This is a genomic window from Wenzhouxiangella sp. XN24 (assembly GCF_011064545.1).
Taxonomy (GTDB): domain Bacteria; phylum Pseudomonadota; class Gammaproteobacteria; order Steroidobacterales; family XN24; genus XN24.
In genome coordinates, this window is the sequence record NZ_JAAMFG010000017.1 from 40,616 (window position 1) to 59,485 (window position 18,870).

13 protein-coding genes, 1 tRNA gene and 1 pseudogene are annotated in these 18,870 nt (G+C 67.4%); 5 read left to right on the plus strand and 10 right to left on the minus strand.

Going from position 1 to position 18,870, the window contains the following annotated elements; genetic code table 11:
• Positions 1-11: 11 nt before the first annotated feature.
• The 10 genes and pseudogenes from G6032_RS00405 to G6032_RS00450 form a co-directional block, all read right to left on the minus strand.
• Positions 12-5,201: a PAS domain S-box protein gene (locus G6032_RS00405; RefSeq protein WP_165280152.1), complete on the minus strand. Its 5,190-nt coding sequence runs from the start codon at positions 5,199-5,201 to the stop codon at positions 12-14.
• Positions 5,198-6,310, minus strand: a complete 1,113-nt coding sequence (locus tag G6032_RS00410) for a two-component system response regulator (RefSeq protein WP_165280153.1) — start codon at positions 6,308-6,310, stop codon at positions 5,198-5,200. Before G6032_RS00410 ends, G6032_RS00405 begins: the two co-directional genes overlap by 4 nt.
• Positions 6,311-6,417: 107 nt before the next feature.
• Positions 6,418-7,353: a protein translocase subunit SecF gene (gene secF / locus G6032_RS00415; RefSeq protein WP_165280154.1), complete on the minus strand. Its 936-nt coding sequence runs from the start codon at positions 7,351-7,353 to the stop codon at positions 6,418-6,420.
• Positions 7,354-7,366: 13 nt separating this feature from the next.
• Entirely contained in the window at positions 7,367-9,220 is a 1,854-nt protein-coding gene (gene secD / locus G6032_RS00420; protein WP_165280155.1) for a protein translocase subunit SecD, read from the minus strand.
• Positions 9,221-9,244: 24 nt separating this feature from the next.
• Positions 9,245-9,568, minus strand: a complete 324-nt coding sequence (gene yajC / locus G6032_RS00425) for a preprotein translocase subunit YajC (protein WP_165280156.1) — start codon at positions 9,566-9,568, stop codon at positions 9,245-9,247.
• 57 nt (positions 9,569-9,625) lie between these two features.
• A pseudogene (gene tgt / locus G6032_RS00430) lies at positions 9,626-10,755 on the minus strand (tRNA guanosine(34) transglycosylase Tgt).
• Complete coding sequence (gene queA / locus G6032_RS00435; protein ID WP_165280158.1) at positions 10,752-11,804, minus strand: tRNA preQ1(34) S-adenosylmethionine ribosyltransferase-isomerase QueA; 1,053 nt, start codon at positions 11,802-11,804, stop codon at positions 10,752-10,754. The pseudogene tgt and the gene queA overlap by 4 nt, the downstream one beginning before the upstream one ends.
• Positions 11,805-11,821: 17 nt before the next feature.
• Positions 11,822-12,769, minus strand: a complete 948-nt coding sequence (locus G6032_RS00440; protein WP_165280159.1) for a PDZ domain-containing protein — start codon at positions 12,767-12,769, stop codon at positions 11,822-11,824.
• Between the two features lie 35 nt (positions 12,770-12,804).
• Positions 12,805-13,449 carry a hypothetical protein gene (locus G6032_RS00445; RefSeq protein ID WP_165280160.1) on the minus strand — a complete coding sequence of 215 codons (645 nt, stop codon included), beginning with the start codon at positions 13,447-13,449 and terminating at the stop codon, positions 12,805-12,807.
• A complete protein-coding gene (locus tag G6032_RS00450; protein WP_165280161.1) occupies positions 13,422-14,021 on the minus strand; it encodes an RNA polymerase sigma factor in 600 nt (199 codons plus the stop codon). Before G6032_RS00450 ends, G6032_RS00445 begins: the two co-directional genes overlap by 28 nt.
• Before the next feature lie 125 nt (positions 14,022-14,146).
• On the opposite strand from G6032_RS00450, the gene G6032_RS00455 reads away from it, so the two are divergent.
• The 5 genes from G6032_RS00455 to feoB all read left to right on the plus strand — a co-directional run bounded on the left by G6032_RS00455 (position 14,147) and on the right by feoB (position 18,869).
• A tRNA-Leu gene (locus tag G6032_RS00455) sits at positions 14,147-14,233 on the plus strand.
• A 234-nt stretch (positions 14,234-14,467) separates the two neighbouring features.
• Positions 14,468-15,706, plus strand: a complete 1,239-nt coding sequence (locus G6032_RS00460) for a carbohydrate porin (protein WP_165280162.1) — start codon at positions 14,468-14,470, stop codon at positions 15,704-15,706.
• A 10-nt stretch (positions 15,707-15,716) separates the two neighbouring features.
• Positions 15,717-16,298 carry a c-type cytochrome gene (locus G6032_RS00465; RefSeq protein WP_165280163.1) on the plus strand — a complete coding sequence of 194 codons (582 nt, stop codon included), beginning with the start codon at positions 15,717-15,719 and terminating at the stop codon, positions 16,296-16,298.
• Complete coding sequence (locus G6032_RS00470) at positions 16,288-16,536, plus strand: FeoA family protein (protein WP_240901836.1); 249 nt, start codon at positions 16,288-16,290, stop codon at positions 16,534-16,536. The genes G6032_RS00465 and G6032_RS00470 overlap by 11 nt, the downstream gene beginning before the upstream one ends.
• A complete protein-coding gene (gene feoB, locus G6032_RS00475; RefSeq protein ID WP_165280164.1) occupies positions 16,533-18,869 on the plus strand; it encodes a Fe(2+) transporter permease subunit FeoB in 2,337 nt (778 codons plus the stop codon). Before G6032_RS00470 ends, feoB begins: the two co-directional genes overlap by 4 nt.
• The last annotated feature ends 1 nt before the right edge of the window (position 18,870 follow it).

Sequence of the window (18,870 nt, forward strand, 5' to 3'; positions counted from 1 at the left end):
ACCTGGCGACATCATTCTCGCATCTGCCTGAGCAACTGCAGCGCAGCCGGGAAATCGAAGTCCTCGATGTGCCGGCCCAGCTCGTGCGCTGCATCACCGAACGCCGCGGTCATGGAATGACGGTGGAGTTCGTATGTCGTGATGGCCCCGGTGTCGTCGGCGCTCAACAGTGCCTCGAGGCGGTTGAGCAATTCGGCCGGGTCCGCGGACTGTGGCGCTGGATCCGACCCGCCGTCGGGCGACAGCGCATCTCTTGCCGCATCGGCGAACGGCGCCAGCGCGGCGAGCGCATCCGCCAGGTCATCCAGCAGACTGTCCAGGCGGGTACCCTCCAGCGCATGACCGGCTGCAGCCTGCTCCAGCTCGGCTGCGATCGCCGCGACCCGGTGCGCCCCCAGTGATGCAGCGGCTCCCTTGACCGAATGCGCCCTGCGGCGCAGCGCATCCTCGCCTGCCTCTCCCAACGCCGCCTGCATCCGTTCAGGCTCATCGCTGTGTTGACGGAGGAACTGGCGCACCAGGCGGAGGTACGCATCCACATCGCCCCCGAGAATGGCGAGCGGCGCCCCTGCGTCGAGACCCTCGACCGTCTCCAGTGACGGCACTTCGGCCGCCGTCGTCCCGTCCTGTACGGGAATCACGTCGCGACCGTTGGGCGGCGGCGCGGCAGCCAACCCGCTGTCGTCGTCGCTCCGCATAGCCGCGGCGCGGGCCCGCAACCAGTGCAGCAGGGTGCGGTACAGCGACTCGGGCTGCACCGGCTTGGCGATGAAATCGTTCATTCCGGCCGCAAAGGCCTGCCGGCGGTCCTCCGCGAACACGTTGGCCGTCATTGCAAGGATCGGCAACGATTCGCAGCCGGGAATCGCCCGAATCCGCCGGGTCGCGGTGAAGCCGTCCATGCGGGGCATCTGGACGTCCATCAGCACCAGGTCATAACGACCCGCCGTGACGCGCTCGAGCGCTTCGAGCCCGTCCATCGCGCATTCCACCGACAAGCCGACACCATGCAGCAGGGCCTCGGCCACTTCACGGTTGACGGCATTGTCTTCCACCAGCAGGACCCGGGCTTTGCGGTACGGCGCGAAAGCATCCGCTCCCGTGGCCGGCGGTTCAGGCGCCGAAATATCGGGCGGTTCGACGCCGCGGCCCCGCGAAATGCGAACCTCGAACCAGAACACGCTGCCGGCACCCAGCTCGCTCCGTACCCCGGCGCGCCCCTCCATCAGCTCCGCCAGCCTGCGTGTCACCATCAGGCCGAGTCCCGTGCCGCCGTAGTTGCGCGTCACCGAGGCATCGCCCTGCTCGAAGGCCTGGAACAATTGCCCGACGCGCTCGGGCGCGATGCCGATCCCGGTATCCTCGACCTCGAAACGGACCCGCAGTCCGTCGGCATCCTCGGCCAACAGCTGCGCGCGAAGCTGGATCGTGCCCCGTTCGGTGAACTTGACGGCATTGCCCGCCAGGTTGAGCAGCGCCTGCCGGAGCCTCGCCGGGTCGCCCCGCAACCAATACGGCACGCCGTCGGGGTCGATGCTGACGTCGAGTCCTTTCTCCCGGGCGTTCGCGGAAATCATCGAGCGGACATGATCGAGCACCGCCGAGAGACGGAAATCCTGGCTGTCCAGGACGAATTTGCCGGCCTCGATCTTCGAGATGTCCAGGATGTCGCTGACGATGGACAGCAGGTGACCCGCCGCGTTCTCGACCCGCTCGAGTTTCTCGAGCTGCTCCGGCGTCGCTTCGTCCCCCCGCAGGATATGGACCAGGCCCACGATGGCGTTCAACGGAGTGCGAATCTCGTGGCTCATGTTCGCCAGGAAGGCACTCTTGGAACGGCTCGCCGTTTCGGCGCGGCCACGCGCTTCCTCGAGCTGTAGCGTACGCTCCCGTACGAGCTCCTCCAGCCGGTCGCGGTGCTGTGCGAGTTCTTCGTCGATCCGCTTGCGCTCAGTGACGTCCTCCTTGACCGCCACGTAATGCGTGACCGTGCCGTCGGGCTGGCGCAGGGGCGCCACGTGTCCGAGCTCGACGTACTCGCTGCCGTCCTTGCGCCGGTTGTAGAACTCGCCTTTCCAGTTGTCGCCTGCGGAGAGTGCCGCCCACATGGTTTCGTAATGCGCGCGCGGGGTCTTGCCGGAGCGCAGAATGCGCGGATTGCGGCCGAGGACCTCGTCCAGCGCATAACCGCTGGTCCGCAGGAAAGCCTCGTTGACATACTCGATCTCGGCGTCGAGGTTCGTTATCACGATGCTGTCGGGGCTCTGCTCGATGGCGAGCGAGAGCTGGCGGAGCCGGTTCTCGGCGCGCCGCTTCTGCACGATGCGCCACACCTGGTCGGCGATCAGCTGCACCGTCTCCTTGTCGGCGTCGGTGTAGTCAGTACGCTTGTTGCCGACGCCCATGAGCATGACGACCCGACCGTTTTCGATGACCGGCACGGTCAGTATCCGCCGGAACGCGGCATGTCCGTCGGGCAGCCACTGCTTGTCCGGGAAGCTCGCATAATCGTTGCACACGACGACCTCGCGCCGGCGCAGCGCATCCGCCCAGATGCCGGCCTTGCTGACGGGGTAATGGCTTTCGTAGTCGGCCGTGCAAAAGTCCTCCAGTGTCCGGCGGGACCAGCTTGCCAACTCGATCGTCTCCTGGTCGTCGTGAACAAAGTGGATGAAGGCGATGTTGCTGTCAGTGAGATTCTCGGCCAGCTGCTGACCGCGCTGCATGAAAGCCTTCTCATCCAGTGATTCCGCGGCGATCGGCAACTCCAGCAACGCCTTCGCGCGTTTCGCCTCGATGACCAGGCGCGCCTGGTTCTCGCGCTGCTCGGTGATGTCCTCGCTGAGTATGATGATCCCCCCGACGGCCCGGTCGGCTTTCAGCCAGGGACGAATTTCCCAGCGAAACCATCGTGTCCGACCGTCGCCGAGTTCCATGGGATCGGCATCCGCCCTGACCACCTCTCCGGCCAGCGCCTGCGCATGGGCCGCCCGGCGCTCCGGGCCGATGTCGGGAAACACCTCGTAATGCGAGCGTCCCGGCACCTCCAGCTCGCCACGGCCATAGGTCTTCCGCCACCGGTGGCTCGTCGCTATGTAACGCATCTCGCGATCGAACATGGCGACCGCCGCCGGCGTGTATTCGATCAGGAGATTGAGCTGTTCTTCCCGTTCGCGGAGCTCCTCTTCGACGCGTTTCGCCTCGGTGATGTCCTGGAAAGCGCCCTGCACCCGGACGATCCGCCCGGAGTCATCCCGCACGGCCTGGCCGGCTGTGCGCACCCAGACGCGACGACCGCGGGCCGTGAGGATCTGAAGTTCCTCGTCGTAGGGAGTGCCGAGAGTGGTGCAAGCCGTGAAGACCTCGTTGATGCGCGCGCGGCTTTCCGGCGCGTAATAATCGATGCCTTCTGCGACATCGAGCACCGTTCCCGGCGGGACCTCGTGAATGCGGCAGACTTCATCCGACCAGGTCATCGTGCCTTGGTCGAGATCCACTTCCCAGCCACCGATATGCGCCATTCCCGAGGCCAGCGCCAGCAGGCGCGCATTGGCGTCGAGCTTGCGTTCCGAGGCCTTGCGAGAACTCAAGTCGCGAATGATGTATTGCTGAAATACTTCACCCCCGATCTCCATGAACTGGCAGCTCGCTTCCACGGGAAATGTCGTGCCGTCGCGGCGGATGTGCGTGGTTTCGTACAACACCCCGTCCATCTCGCCGGCACGGCGACGCAGCACGTCGAGCTCCGGCGGGGTCTCGGCGGCTCGCAGGTCTCCGAGTTTCTTCCGGAGCAGCGCCGCCTCGTCCCAGCCGTACGCAGCCACCGCCGCCTTGTTCACCTGAACGATGCGGTTGGCGGCGTCGCTCGTGATAATGATGTCGCGCGCATGCTCGATCAGCGCCTGGTATCGCTCAGCGGTTTGCAGGCGGCGATTGCGCTCTTGCGCCATCTCCTTCTCGAGTTGCAAGCGCGCGCGGTGGTCACCTTCCCGTACCTGCGCCCACGACAACTGCTTGCGCTGGGCCCACATCACCCCGGTGGCGATCATGACCAGCAGGAGGAGCAACACGACCAGCGCCGTGCGCGCGATATCCCCGGCAATCGCGTCGTAGACCTCCCGCTGGTCCATTTTCGCGAACACCCACCAGTCGGCGTCCGGCACCCTGGCGGCCACGGCCACCACCGCGTCGCCACGGAAGTCGCGGCCTTTCAGGGCCTCGCCGAAGCCGGCCTCGCCGGTTGCCACGGAGCGAATGATCTCTTCCCCTGGCGGAACATCGAACTTTGCCGCCGTGCTGCCCGCCGACTCGAGGGAGGCATTGTTGAGCAACACCGGCGCATCGGCACCGGGCCGCACGAGCAGCGCCTCACCGGTCTCCGTGGCGGCGGCCCAGTCCTGCAGGAAGGCGAACAGCGACTCCGCTTGCCCGAGACGCAATACCAGGCCGAGCTCCGACTCGTTGCCCGGTAACCGAATGGGCGCCACCAGGTCGATATGTTGATGCGCCGCGCCGTCGCGATCGTCGTGGTAATTATCCGTGAACTGCACCTCGCCGGTCTGCAGCGCCCGCTGGAAGGCGTCCTTCATGGAAGGACTCATCGCCTGGTGCATTCCGACCCCGAGCAGCACTTCGCCGCCGCGATCCGCGACGAGCACGGTCTCGTAGTTCATCATTTCCCGCATGGACTCGAGACGGCCCAGGATCAAGCGCCTGCTGTCCTCTTCCTGCGCACCACGCCACTGGCTCAAGGCGTTCTGCAGCACGCCGGAACCGGCCACGAATCGCGCCTCCTGGCGGCGTTCGCGCAACCAGTCTCCGACCTGGACGGCTTTCGACTCGGCGAGCACCTGGAGGTGCTCGACCTCGTGGCGCTCGTGCATCGCGGTGAGCGACAGCGTGGCGACGATACCAGCCGCCGCGAGGCCGGTGAGCAGGACTCCCAACCCCCAGCCCAGCCAACGACGAGGCAGGGCCGTTTCCTCGGCGACGGCGCTCGGCACGAGTCGCCGCAGCGTCAGGTAGAGCATGGCCGTGGTGACGGCGACGAAACCGATGCCCTTGATCGCGCCGACGACCGTCGCTGTACGGAGATCCGTCACCATGGCGCCGAGCGCGAAATCGGAGAGAATGATCCATGCGCTTGCGGCCACGGCATAGCCGAGTGCGATAATCAGCGCGTAGGTGCCACGGTCACTCATGTTCCGGGTGCGTCGGCGTGGCGCCTCGCAATCGCGGCGAACCGAGGATAGAGCGCTTCGAACGCGGCCGTCACGTCGGGGTCGAACTGCGTGCCGCTGCCGGCGAGGATGAAGTCACGCACCGCGTCGACCTCTATTGCCGCCTTGTAGGCACGCGACGAGCTCATCGCGTCGAAAACGTCGGCCACCGCCATGATCCGGGCCGAGACCGGAATCGCCTCGCCCGCAAGCCCGTCGGGGTAGCCGGTGCCATCCCAGCGCTCGTGGTGCCAGCGAGCGATCTCCTTGGCAAGAACCAGGAAAGGCACGGGACGGTCGACGTCCGCCTCGGCACGCTCGATGGCGTCGTAGCCCATCCTTGCATGCCTTTTCATCGTTTCCCATTCATCCGCCGTAAGCGGCCCGGGCTTCTGCAGGATGGCATCGGGGATGCCCACCTTGCCGATGTCATGCAAGGGTGCCGACTTGGCCAGCAATTCGATGTTGGCCGGCGTGAGGACATCACGAAAGCGCGGATGGGTCTGCAGGTGTTCGGCAAGCAGGCGCACGTAGTACTGGGTGCGCAGAATGTGATTTCCGGTTTCCGAGTCCCGGGTCTCCGCGAGATGCGCCAGCGCCCGGATGCCGACTTGCTGCGCCGCCTCGTTATCGGACATGCGTCGCGCGATCTCCGCCTCGAGGAAAGCGTTCTTGTCCCGCATGAACTCACGCGCACGCTTCGCTTCCAGCTGGGCGCCGACACGCGCCTGCAACACCGCCGGCTTGATCGGCTTCGTGATGTAGTCCGCCGCACCCGACTGCAGGCCCCGCTCCTCGTCATCGGCCTCGGCCAGGGCAGTGAGGAAAATCACCGGGATGTCATGCGTCTCCGGCCGGCCGCGCAGCGCCGCGAGCACCTGGTACCCATCCATGTCGGGCATCAGCACGTCGAGGAGGACGAGGTCGGGCCGCGGGGTGCTCGTGACGGCTTGCAGCGCACGAGCGCCGCTGTTCACCGCGCGCACGCGGTACGCCGGACGCAACAGCCTGGTGAGCAATGCCAGGTTCACGGCCTCGTCGTCGACGATCAGCAACGTGGCTTTGTCTTGAGGCGGCGGGTCGGGTGACACTTTGATTTCCGCTGGGGCGAAAACAGGCCGCCACTCTAGCAGCGGCGCTCGACGCCCTGAATCAGGGTTTTCACCACCCGCGGGGAGGGTTCCCGCGGCCCCCTCGCCTAGGGCATGACGCCCGATTCGTCGTCCTTGGGCTGCGGCGGCACGAGATCCACCGTCGTCACCTTCAGGGCCAGGGCCGTGGCGCTGGCGATGTAGATGGACGAGTAAGTGCCGACCAGCACGCCGATGATCAGCGCCAGGGAGAAGCCGGCGATAGCCTCGCCGCCGAGGAAATAAAGCGCGAGCAACACGAGCAGCGTCGTGACGCCGGTCATGATGGTACGCGACAGGGTCTGGTTGAGCGAGGTGTTCATGACCTCCTCGGTGCTCTTGCGCCTCAGGCGCAGCATGTTCTCGCGGATGCGATCGAAGATCACGATGGTGTCGTTGAGCGAGTAGCCGATCACGGCCAGCAGGGCCGCCAGCACCGCGAGGTCGAAAGCCAGCTGCAGCAGCGAGAAAATACCCATCGTGATGATGACGTCGTGCACCAGCGCCGCCACCGCGCCGAGCGAGAACTTCCACTGGAAGCGAAACGACACGTAAGCCAGGATCATCAACAGCGCGAACAGCGCCGCCAGGCCGCCGGCCTCGGCGAGTTCCCGTCCGACCTGCGGCCCCACGAACTCGACGCGCCGCAGCTCCGCCCCGGCGTCCACCGAGCGCAGCAGCGCCATGATCCGGTCGCGTGTCTCACCGGCCCGGGCACCCTCCTCGGCCAGCAGCTGCACCGTGACCTCGCGCGAGCTGCCGAAGTGCTGCACCACGCTGCGATCGATGCCCGCCGCTTCGAGCGCGTCACGTATCGGCGGCAACTCGACCGAGTCAGGAAACCCCGCCTCGACCACCACGCCGCCGCGGAACTCGATGCCGAAGTTCAGGCCGCGGGTCGCGAGCGACACCAGCGACACGACGATCAGCACGGCCGAAATGATGAAGGCGATCTTCTTCGGCTTGAGAAAATCGATATGCGATTCGATCTTGAAAAAATCCATCCCGGCAGACTCCTCAGATCGGCAGCGTCTGGACGCGCCGACCGCCGTAAAGCAGGTTGACCACGGCGCGCGTGCCCACGATCGCGGTGAACATCGACGTGATGATGCCGAGTGACAGCGTCACGGCGAATCCCCGGATCGGGCCCGTGCCGAAGGTGAACAGCACGATCGCCGCGATCAGCGTGGTGATGTTGGCGTCCGCGATGGACGAGAAGGCCTTTTCATAGCCGGCGTGGATCGCGGCCTGCGGCGTGTTGCCGTTGCGCAACTCCTCGCGAATACGTTCGAAGATCAGCACGTTGGCGTCCACCGCCATGCCGACCGTCAGCACGATGCCGGCGATGCCCGGCAAGGTGAGCGCCGCCTGCAGCATCGAAAGCAGGGCGATGACCAGCACCAGGTTGGTCAACAGCGCGAGGTTGGCGACGAGTCCGAACACCCGGTAATAAAGCGCCATGAACACGATCACCAGCAGGAAGCCGATGGCCACGGCCTGCATCCCGCGATCGATGTTCTCCTGGCCGAGGCTCGGCCCGATGGTGCGCTCTTCGACCTTGAAAATGGGCGCAGCCAGGGAACCGGCGCGCAGCAACAACGCGAGGTCGCGCGCCTCGAGCGGCTCCAGCCCGGTGATCATGAAGCGGTTGGAGAACACGCCCCGAATCGTGGCGACGCTGATGACGCGTTCCTCGGTGCGCGTGACCTCCTCCGTCTCGCCGCCCCGCTCCACGAGATCGCGCTTCTGCTCGATGAACACCACCGCCATGCGCTTGTTCAGGTTGGCGCGGGTGGTCTCGCCCATCTTGCGCGCGCCGCGCGCGTCGAGATTGACGAACACGGCGGGCTGGCCTTCGTCGAAGCCCGCGGAGGCGCCGGTCAACTGGTCGCCGCTGACGATGAGATCACGGCGCAGCAGGATCGGCTGGCCGTTGCGGTCCGTGTAGAGCGCGGAGCCGAGCGGCGCGCGGCCGCGCTCCGCGGCCTCGAAGGGACTGTTGACCTCGTCCACGAGGCGGAACTCGAGGGTGGCCGTGGCGCCCAGCACGCGTTCGGCCTGCGCGGGGTCCTGCACGCCGGGCAGCTGGACGACGATGCGATCCGCGCCCTGGCGCTGCACCACCGGCTCGGAGACGCCGAGCTCGTTGACGCGGTTGCGCAGCGTGACCGTGTTCTGCTCGATGGCGAAGTTCTGGCGCTCCTGGACCTGCTCTTCGGTCATGCGGACCACCAGCTCGAAATCGGCACCGCTCTGCCGCCGGTCGATGTCGAGCTCCTGGTCGGCCTCCGCGATCACGCCGGCCGCGGCCTGCTGGTCTGCGGCGCTGTCCAGCACCACGCGCACCACGTCGCCGTCGCGGCGCACGGCCTTGTAGCGAATGCGCGCATCTCTCAACAGGGTCTTGAAATCGGCCTCGTAGCGGTCCAGCGCCTGGCCGATGGCGGCCTCCATGTCCACTTCGTACATGAAGTGCACGCCGCCGCGCAGGTCGAGCCCGAGGCTCATCGGCTGCAGGCCGAGCCCGCGCAGGAAGGCGGGCGTGCGCGGCGCCAGGGTCAACGCCGCGACGAAGCCGTCGCCGAGCTGCTCCCGCACGAGGTCGAGCGCGCGCAGCTGCTCCTCGACATCCGGGAACTTCACGGTCACCCGCCCGTCCTCGACGTAGCTCGGGCCGTGGCTGATGCCGCGCGCATCGAGAATCGCCGTCACCCGGTTCAGTGCCAGTTCGTCGAGCGGCTGGCCGGCTTCCGCGGTGACCTGCACCGCCGGCGCGTCACCGTAGATATTCGGCAAGGCAAACACGATCCCGACGAGCAGGATCACGACGACGAGCAAATTCTTCCAGAGAGGAAAACGGTTGAGAACCACGTGAAATTCCTGGTAGCCGGCCGCTCAGACGGACTTGACGGTGCCCTTGGGCAGGATGGAGATGACGGTCTGGCGCTGGATCTTGAGCACGACGCCGTCTGCGACCTCGACCTTGATGAACTGTTCGCCGGCCTCGGTGATGCGGCCGAGAATCCCCCCGCCGGTGACGACCTCGTCGCCGGCCTTCAGCTCGGAAACCATCTTCCGGTGCTCCTTGGCGCGCTTGGTCTGCGGCCGGATGAGCAGGAAGTAGAAAATCACGAAAATCAGGATCAGCGGCAGGAAACTCATGAACGGGTCGGGTTGCCCGGCTGCCTGTGCCCACGCGTCGGAAATGAAGAAATCCATCGAATACGCCCCCGCAGTGCGCCGCCCCGGAGGGAGCGGCGGTAAAACAGCGGGCTATTATGCCACGCTCCGCGCCGCTTGCCTCATTCCTCGCCTGTGCGCTGCCGGTAGAACTCGCGACGCCAGGCCTGGAAGCCCCCGGACTCGATGGCCGCACGCATCTGCGCCATCAGGTCGAGGTAATAATGCAGGTTGTGGATGGTGTTCAGCCGGGCGCCGAGGATCTCTCCGCAGCGCTCCAGGTGCCGGAGGTAGGCGCGGGAGTAGTTCCTGCAGGTGTAGCAGCCGCATTCGGGGTCCAGCGGTCCCGTATCGTCGCGGTGCCGGGCGTTGCGGATGCGTACGGTGCCGCGGCGGGTGAACAGGTAGCCGTTGCGGGCATGGCGGGTCGGCATGACGCAATCGAACATGTCGATCCCCCGCGCCACCGACTCGACCAGGTCCTCCGGGGTGCCCACCCCCATCAGGTAGCGCGGCCGGTCCGCCGGCATGGCCGGCTCGACCGCGTCGATGACCTCCTCGCGCTCGGCCGCGCTCTCGCCGACCGACAGGCCGCCGAGCGCATAGCCGTCGAAGCCCAGCTCCAGCAGCCCGGCCAGGGACGCCTGGCGGAGCGCCGGGAACATGCCCCCCTGGACGATGCCGAACAGGGCCGACGGGTGATCGCCATGGGCCGCACGGCAGCGCGCCGCCCAGCGCAGGGACAGCGCCATGGAATCGTGCGCCTGGCGTTCCGTCGCCGGGTGCGGCGTGCACTCGTCGAACACCATGACGATGTCCGCGCCCAGGGCGTGCTGGATCTCGATGGATCGCTCCGGCCCCAGGAACACCGGCGCACCGTCCACCGGCGAGGCGAAACGCACGCCCTCCTCCGTGATCTTGCGCATCTGGGCCAGGCTCCAGACCTGGAAACCGCCGGAATCGGTCAGGATCGGGTGTTCCCAGTGGGTGAAGCCGTGCAATCCGCCGTGCGCCCGGATGATCGCCTCGCCCGGCCGCAACATCAGGTGGAAAGTGTTGCCGAGAATGATCCGCGCGCCGAGGGATTCGAGTTCTTCCGGCGTCATCGCCTTGACCGTCCCGTACGTGCCGACGGGCATGAACACCGGGGTTTCGATCACCCCCCGGGCGAACTCGAGCCGGGCGCGGCGCGCACGCCCGTCGGTGCTGAGCAGCGTGAACTTCACGCTGTCGTCCCGCGGGCGTCCGGCGTCGGCCAGATCAACATCGCATCGCCGTAACTGAAGAAGCGATAGCGGGCCGCGACGGCATGCCGGTAGGCGGCCAGCAGCGTCTCCTGGCCGCCGAAGGCGCACACCAGCATCAGCAACGAGGATTCCGGCAGGTGGAAGTTGGTGACCAGCCCATCCACGACCCTGAAGCGATGCCCCGGCAGGATGAAGAGGTCGGTCTCCCCGGCGAACGGCGCCACCGCCCCGCCCTGGGCCGCCGCCTCGAGGCTCCTTACCACGGTCGTGCCGACGGCGATCACGCGCCCGCCGCGGGCCCGGGTCGCGGCGATGGCGGCGCAGGTGGCGGGGCTCACCTCGGCCCGCTCGGCATGCAGGCGGTGGGCGCGCGGGTCCTCGGTGCGCACCGGCTGGAAGGTGCCCGCGCCGACGTGCAGGGTCACGCTGGCCACCTCGATGCCGCGGTCCGCCAGCTCGGCCAGCAGCGGCGGGTCGAAGTGGAGGCCCGCAGTGGGTGCAGCCACCGCCCCGGGCTGGCGGCCGTAGACGGTCTGGTAGCGCGCGCTGTCGGCGGCGTCCGGGTCGCGGTGAATATACGGCGGCAATGGCATCCGCCCATGCGCCTCGAGCCACGGCATCACGGCCGCGTCGAACTGCAGGTCGAACAATGCGTCGCCCGTCCCGCAGCGTCCCTGGACCACGGCGCGGGCGCCGCCGTCGAAGTCCAGGCGCGTGCCGGGCCGTGGCGTCTTGCTGGAGCGCAGCTGGCCGACGACCGTGTGTTCGCCGGTGACGCGTTCGACGAGCAGTTCCACCCGTCCGCCGGATGCCTTGCGGCCGAATACCCGCGCCGGGATGACGCGCGTGTCGTTGACCACGAGCAGGTCGCCGGCCTGCAACAGGTCCGGCAGGTCGCGGAAAGCGCCGTCGCGCCAATTCGCGGCGGCGCCGTCCACGACCAGCAGCCGGCTGGCGGATCGCTCGGCCAGGGGGGCCTGGGCGATCAGCTCCTCGGGAAGTTCGTAACTGAATTCAGCGCGCCGCATGGGGCGCAGATCTTACCTCAGCCGGGGATGTCCGCCTCCAGTTGCTCGGATTTCCCCTTGCGGATGACCGTCATCACCAGGCGCTCGCCGGGCGCATAGGAACGCAGGATCCGCACCACGTGGCCCGGATCGGCCGGCTTGCGCCCCGCGATATCCACGATGACGTCGCCGTCCTGCAGGCCCAGCACGGGGTCGGACGGCGCGCGCACCACCAGCACGCCCTCGCTGGCGGAGAAATACTCGCCCAGGGTCGGCGTCAGCTCCACCAGCTCCATGTCGCCCCAGCCCGCGGTGATGAACCGGTGCATGAATGCGGGGGGGCGCGGCGCGTCCGGAGGTGTCGGGAATCCAAAGCCGTCGGACGACCAGCCGAACAGCCGGGCCGTCCAGGGACGGATCTCGACTGCCGCCGTGGCGACCTCGTCGGCGCGCCGATAGCGAAGCTCGAGTTCGTCGCCCGCTTCACTGCGATCCAGCGCCGCCAGCAGCTTGTCCGTCGGCGAGGTGTCGGCGGTCCAGTCCAGCTCGGTGTCGCCGATCGCCAGCAGGACGTCGCCGCTGCGAATACCCGCCTCCTCAGCAGGTCCGCCCGGCGTCACGCCGAGCACCTGGACGCCCGCCGCGCGAGCCTCGCCCGGTTCGCCCTCGCCGACCGTCTCGGTCGGGCCGATGCTGACGCCGAGCATCATGCGCCGCGGGGCGCGCAGCAACTCCCGGATCTCCACGCTGCTTTCGCCCACCGCCTGCGCGGTCAGTTCCGCGATCTCGCGCGCAGCGGCCTCGAGGCGCGCGCGGGCCTCGCGGAAGCGGGCATCCGCCTCGGCATCGGGCGGCACGACGACTTCCACTTCGACGTCGACTTCCGGCGCGGGCGCGCGATCCTCCGGCTCGGCGATGGCGTACGGACCGCCCAGCGCAAAGATCATCAGCATCACCAGCGCACTGCCATGGAACAGGTTTCTCATCGGGCTTCTCCTTCGATCGGCGGGGCGTTCGCCCCTCAATAGGTTTCGGCGAGTTCGGCATAGCGGACCTGCATCAGCGCATCCATCAATCCGACGCGCTGGCGCCACAGCGTCACTTCCCGCTCCGGAGGAAGGCCCTGGCGGTTCAACTCGGCGTCGATCCGCAGGAGACCATCCTCCAGTTCCGCGACGGTGAGCGCCGTGCTGGCGCGGGTCACGCGGGGCGCCGCCGGCAGGGCGCGCAACGCGGCCTCCAGCTCGCGCGAGGCATGGACGAGCGCCGTCGCGCGCCCGCCCGGGACGGAGTTCGACGGCGCCGGCGTGGACGCGACCAGGTCGGTGGTCGTGCCGGGCGCCGGACGATCAGCCGGGTCGTGGTCGACGATCCAGAGCAGTGACAGTGCCAGGGTGATGCTGGCCGCCATCGCCAGCCAGGACCACGCCGCATGGCGCGCGGACCGCACCGGTTGTTCCGGACCCGAGGCCAGCCGCGCCGCGACCGCGTCCCACGACGCGACGGGGGGCGCGACCTCGGGCAAGCCGCGCAGCCGTTCCCGCATCTCGACGAGCTCTTCGAGCTCCTGCCGGCACGCCGGACAGGCCCGGACGTGCGCGGCGGTCAACTCCGCCACCGGCGCGCCATCGCGCAGGTTCAGCAGCTGTTCGGTTGTCGCATGCATGGTTGCACCTCTTCGTCTTCGGCCAGCAGGGCGCGCAATTGCCGGTGAGCGCGCGCGAGCCGGGACTTGGAAAAACTGATGCTCTTGCCCATCAGGGCGGCGATCTCCTCGTGGCTGAATCCCTCGACGTCGTAGAGCCAGACCACGGCGCGCGCCGCAGGCGTCAGCATGGCGAGTGCCCGGGCCAGGCCCTCCTGGTCGGCGACGCCGACGGCGACGTCGCCCTGGGTGGATCCCGCCATGGCCGGGTCTTCGGCCTCGTCGTCCGCGAAGCGCCGTCCCTTGCGATGCCATGCACTGCGCAGGTGCGCCAACGCCTTGTTGGTGGCAATGCGTTTCACCCACCCGCCGAAAGCGGCGTCCTCGCGGAATCCGGCCACGTTCCGGATAATCTCGATGCAGGTGTCCTGCAGGACTTCCTCGGCCTGCGCCGGGTCGTCGAGGATCCGGCTGGCCAGGGTGAACACGGGTCGCGCGTAACCCCGGTACAGAACTTCGTGCGCCTGCATGTCGCCGCGCCGCGCCCGTTCGAGTAGCGCCGGGTCAGGTGTGCAATCGGAGAATCCCGCCACTCTGGCTCCGGAAGACGAGTGATCCTGCTGTTCAGATGCCGCAAAACCCCGAAAGGTCGCAGTATCCACCTCGGGGTGGACCAATGGTAAGCTTCGCCGCTGCGGGCGGCCCTGCCTCCCCGCAAGCCCGGGTGGCGGAACTGGTAGACGCAGCGGACTCAAAATCCGCCGATGGTGACATCGTGCGAGTTCGACTCTCGCCCCGGGCACCACTTCCTCGAAGATCGACGACGTTCGACGGTTCTTACGTATTGGTTGATACGTATTGTCGAGCCGTCAGCTTCGTCGTACTGTTGCGAATACGAACTGTTCCTATTTGCAACAACGAGGGAGCCACCATGGAATGGGGTTTGCCACAACGGACTGACACGAAAACCCGCCCCGGGTGTCGGTCGAACCGGAAGCATTCGTCCGGAAAGAAGACTGTACTGGCCCTGGCGCTGGGCATGAGCGCCACCTGCTGGATGGCCGGAGCCCAGGCGCAAGCGCCCGGGACCGACATCCCGTTATCCGAACGCCTCAGGCTGACGGGCGACTGGAACGGGCTGCGCAGCGACTGGGCGGACCGGGGGATCGAGATCGACCTGGCGCACACGGGTGACGTGATCGCCGTGACAGACGGCGGCGAAGCACGCAGCACGTACTTCTCCGGGCTCGTGGAAGCCGGCGTCTCGATCGATGCCGAGCGGCTGTTCGGCTGGTCCAGCACGCAGATCTTCGTGCTGGGGATCGGCACTTTCGGGCGCGATCCGGGCGACGGCGCAGGCAGCGCTCACGCCCCCAGCAACCTGGCCAACGTCGAGACCGCGAAACTCCTCGAGGCGTGGGTCGAGCGCTCCTTCTTCGACGACCGGCTTGCGATCCTCGGCGGGCTCTACGGGGCCGACGCCGAGTTCGACGTCAAGGAAACCGCCGGCGTGTTCATCAACGGCGGCTTCGGCACCGGCCTGGACCTGTCGGAGACCGGCCTCAACGGGCCTTGCGTCTATCCCACGACATGCCTCGGCCTGCGGGCGAGATTCCAGGCCACCGATGAACACTACGTGCAGGCGGCCGTGCTCGACGGCGTCGCCGGCGACCCCGATGACCCGAAGGGCACACAGATCATTCTCGGCGACGACGACGGGCTGTTGTTTCTCGCCGAAGCGGGATTCCAGCGGAGTGGCGACGAAGGGCGCTTCCTGCGCGCGGCGCTCGGCGCCTGGCACTACACGACGGACTTCGACGACCTGCTCGCCACCGATGCGCAGGGTGAGCCGCGACGCCGCCAGGGCACCCAGGGTATCTACGGGTTGCTGGAAGGCGCCCTGTACACCGAACCCGGCCAGTTCACCCAGGGCCTCAGCGGCTTCCTGAGGCTCGGCCTGGCCGACGAAGACGTGAACCAGTTCGGCTACTATGCGGGGGGTGGTCTCGTATACACCGGCCCGTTCACGGGACGCGACGAGGACGTGCTCGGCCTCGGCGTTTCGGCGGCCTTCAACGGGGACAGCTTCGAGACGGCCCAGGAGGCCGCGGGCGCCCCGGTGGACAGCCGGGAGATCGCCTTCGAGCTGACATACTGGATTCCGGTATTGCCCTGGCTGAGCGTGCAGTTCGACGCCCAGTACATCAAGAATCCATCGACCGATCCCATGCTGGATGACGCGACCCTCGTCGGCCTGCGTTACCAGGTCACATTCTGAGGACGTTGCCATGACCTTCCTGAAACCAGCCTCTCGCCGCCTCGGCCTTGTCGGCCTGCTGCTGCTGTCGGGCGGATGGGGTTGCACGACCGGCCCGGAGCCGGCGGCCACCACATCCGCTGCGGACGCGACCCGGCAAGCCGCGAGCGCCCTCGACTGCCCGCAGAGCCGCCAGACGGAGCAGGCGCCCGACACCTACCTGGCGTTGACCAATCCGCTTCCCGCGAGCGAACAGAACATCGCCCGCGGTCGGATGCTTTATGAAGCGCCACGGACCCCCACCTCGTGCGCTACGTGCCACGGCGACGATGGTCGCGGCGGCCCTGCCGGTGAGGGACTCGTGCCGCCGCCGCGGAACCTCGCCTGCGCGGAAACCATGAACCCGCTCCCCGACGGGCAGCTGTACTGGGTCATCGAGCGCGGCTCGGGCGTGTTCCACGACCCCGCCACCCAGGGCGCCCAGCAGATCGAGCGTCCCGGCCGTCGCAGCGCAACCTCGATGCAGCCCTTCGGCGAGCAGCTCAGCGAGACCGAGATCTGGCAGCTCGTGACCTACATGCGCACCCTGGCGGAGCAGTCCGATGAACGATAAGCACGCCATGACGCTCGGCGACCTGCAGACCGGCGACCGCGTCCGTATCACGGGCTTCACCGGCGCCTCGGCATCCTACCGGCGCAAGCTGCTGGCCATGGGCCTGACACCCGGTGCCGAGCTCAGCGTCACCCGTCTCGCCCCGATGGGCGACCCGGTGGAAATCTCCGTGCGCGGCTTTTCCATGTCGCTGCGCCGCGGCGAGGCCGCCGCCGTACTCGTGGAGAAACTCTCATGAAAGATCTTTACACCCTTGGATTGATCGGCAATCCGAACTGCGGCAAGACCACGCTGTTCAACACGCTGACCGGCTCGAAACAGCGCGTCGGCAACTGGCCCGGCGTGACGGTGGAGAAGAAGATCGGCGAATTCCGCCACGCGGACAAACGCTTCGAGGTGGTCGATTTGCCGGGCACCTACTCCATCGACGTGGTGGACCAGGAAATCTCGCTGGACGAGAAAATCGCGCGCGATTTCATCCACGCCAACGAAGTGGACCTGATGATCAACGTCGTGGATGCGTCGAACCTGGAACGCAACCTCTACCTCACGACGCAACTCGCCGAGATGCGCCTGCCGCTGCTAGTGGTGCTCAACATGAGCGACGTCGCGGAGAACAAGGGCGTGCGCATCGATCCCGCCGCCCTGTCGCAGCGGCTCGGTTGCCCCGTCGTGGCGGTGATCGCCACGAGCGGATCGGGCATGGCGGAACTCAAGGAGGCCATCACCGCGAGTGTCGCCAGCGCGCAGCGCCCGTCCCTGGAGGTGCCGTACGACGAACGACTTGCACCGGTGCGCCAGGCGCTGGCGGACCGGCTCGCGCCGGCGGCCGAGAGCACCGGCGTGTCGCCCTACTGGCTGGCCGTTCAATTGCTCGAGGGCGATCCGCTCGCGCGCCGCGTCGCGGGTCCGGAACTCACGGCCGAGGCGCAGCGCCATGCCGACGAACTGGGCTCCGACCTCGACATCCTGATCGCGGACGCGCGCTACGGTCTCGCAAATAATATCGTCCGCGAGGCCGTGAGCATCAGCGGTCGAGTCGCCAGCAACCTCACCCAGGCGATCGACCGCGTCGTGCTGAACCGGATTCTCGGCATCCCGATTTTCCTGTTCATGATGTACCTGATGTTCATGTTCACCATCAACATCGGCAGCGCCTTCATCGATTTCTTCGACCAGGCGGTAGGCCTCGTGGCGATCGACGGCTTCGCGGCGCTATTGAACGGCATCGGCAGTCCCGAGTGGGCCACCGTACTGCTCGCCAACGGCCTCGGCGGCGGCATCCAGACGGTCGCCACATTCATCCCGATCATCGCCTTCCTGTTCTTTTTCCTGTCCATCCTGGAAGACTCGGGCTACATGGCGCGCGCCGCGTTCGTCATGGATCGCTTCATGCGCTGGATCGGCCTGCCGGGCAAGTCCTTCGTCCCACTGATCGTGGGCTTCGGCTGCAACGTGCCGGCCATCATGGCGACGCGCACGCTCGAACACCGGCGCGACCGCCTGCTGACCATCGCGATGGCGCCGTTCATGTCGTGCGGCGCCCGCCTCCCGGTGTACGTGTTGTTCGCCGCGGCGTTTTTTCCGCACGGCGCACAGAACGTCGTCTTCGGGCTCTACATGATCGGCATCGCCGTGGCGGTGGCGACGGGACTGGCGTTGAAGAACACGGTACTCAGGGGCGAATCGGCGCCGTTCATCATGGAACTGCCGCCGTACCACGTGCCAAAAGCCAAGGGACTGTTGATCCACACGTGGGACCGCCTGAAGAGCTTCATCGTGCGGGCCGGCCGGGTGATCGTGCCGATGGTCCTGGTTCTGAACGTGCTTAACTCCGTCGGCACGGACGGCACCTTCAACCACGAGGACAGCGAGTCCTCGGTCCTCGCGGAGATCGGCCGCACCGTGGCGCCCGCCTTCGGTCCCATGGGGCTGGACGAGGAGAACTGGCCGGCCGCCGTCGGCATCTTCACCGGGATCCTGGCCAAGGAAGCGGTCGTCGGCACCCTGGACGCGACCTACAGCGCGCTGGCCGCCGCCGATGCGGCAGCCGACGGCGTTGCTGAGGCAGCGGAAGAGGGTCCTGGGTTCGCCGCCGGCATGCTCGAGGCGCTGGCGACGATTCCTGCCAACCTGGGCGACGCACTCGGCACCTGGACAGACCCGCTCGGCATCGGCGTCGGTGACCTGAGCGATGCCGCCACCGCGGCCGAGGCGCAGGAGGTCGCAAGCGCGACGTTCGGCGCCATGGCGCTGCGCTTCGACGGCACGGCAGGGGCCTTCGCCTACCTGCTGTTCATCCTGCTGTACTTCCCCTGCGCGGCCGCCATCGCAGCGGTTTACCAGGAATCAGGAGGCCGCTGGGCCATGTTCGTCGCCCTGTGGACGACCGGCCTCGGCTATGGCCTGGCCACCGTCTACTACCAGGCGGCCATCTTCTCGCGCCATCCGGCAAGCTCGACGGCCTGGATCGTCGGCGTGCTCGCGGCGCTCGCTGCAACCATCTTCGTGCTGCGCTGGCAGAGTCGGGGACTGTCGTCTCCCGCCGTGCCCGCGCGCCAGCAAACCTGAG